General features: G+C 71.1%; 1 protein-coding gene and 1 pseudogene. Both read right to left on the bottom strand.

What is annotated here, in order from left to right:
- Window positions 1-781: ABC transporter permease (locus LPA54_RS32895; RefSeq protein ID WP_228984413.1), on the bottom strand; the 781-nt coding region annotated here is incomplete at its 3' end.
- A pseudogene (locus LPA54_RS32890) lies at window positions 778-992 on the bottom strand (daunorubicin/doxorubicin resistance ABC transporter ATP-binding protein DrrA); the annotation flags it as partial. The gene LPA54_RS32895 and the pseudogene LPA54_RS32890, both read right to left, overlap by 4 nt.

Genomic DNA, 992 nt, shown 5'->3' with positions numbered 1-992 from the left:
CGGCGAAGATGACGGCCGGCCACACCACGGCCATGAGGGTGGCGTGCTGCGCGATCCAGGAGTCGCCGCCCCAGCCGGGGTTGCCGAACAGTTCCCTGCTCGCGGCGACGGTCGAGGACAGCGGGTTCCACTCGGCGATGGTCCCCAGCCAGCCCGGCATCGTGGACGGGGCGACGAAGGCGCTGGTGAGGAAGCCGACCGGGAACTCCAGGGTCTGCACCAGGGTGATGCCCTCCGGTCCCTTCATCAGCAGGCCGAAGTAGATGCCCATCCAGGTCAGCGCGAACCGCAGCAGCAGGAGCAGGCCGACGGCGAACACGGTGTCGGCGACGCTGCCGTGGGCCTCCCAGCCGACGGCGAGACCGACGCCGAAGAGCACGGCCAGGGCGAGGACCGAGTTGAGCATGTCGGTGACGCACCGGCCGACCAGCACGGCGGAGGGCGCCATCGGCATGGAGCGGAAGCGCGAGGTGACGCCGCGGTTCTTGTCGGCGGAGACGGCGGTGACGGTCTCGCCCATGCCGAACACCATGGTCATCACGAACATGCCCGGGATGAGGAACTCCCGGTAGTTGCCCCCTCCGGGCACCTGCATGGCGCCGCCGAAGAAGTAGCCGAACATCAGCACCATCATCACGGGGAACAGCAGTCCGCCGATCACCGTGCCGGGTTCGCGGGACCAGTGCGTCAGGCCGCGCAGGGTGACGGTCCAACCGTCGGCCAGCGCCCAGCGCAGCCGCCCGAAGGGGCCGCGGGGCAGGTCGGGGATCGCGACGCTCATGCCGCTGCGCCCTCCGTCTTCTTCTCGTCGCTGGTGTGCGGTTCGGGGTGTTCCGCCGAGGCTCCCGCGGCGGAACCGGTCAGGTGCAGGAAGACCTCGTCGAGGGTGGGCCGGCGCAGCGCGATGTCCTCGGCCGCGATGCCCGCGGTGTCCAGGACGCGGACCACGTCGGCGAGGGCGGCGGCCCGGTCGCGCACCGGCACGGAGATCT

This window comes from Streptomyces sp. DH12 (genome assembly GCF_020873895.1).
Taxonomy (GTDB): domain Bacteria; phylum Actinomycetota; class Actinomycetes; order Streptomycetales; family Streptomycetaceae; genus Streptomyces.
Note: the sequence above shows the minus strand (reverse complement) of the source record. Positions and strands in the feature narration are given on the sequence as shown.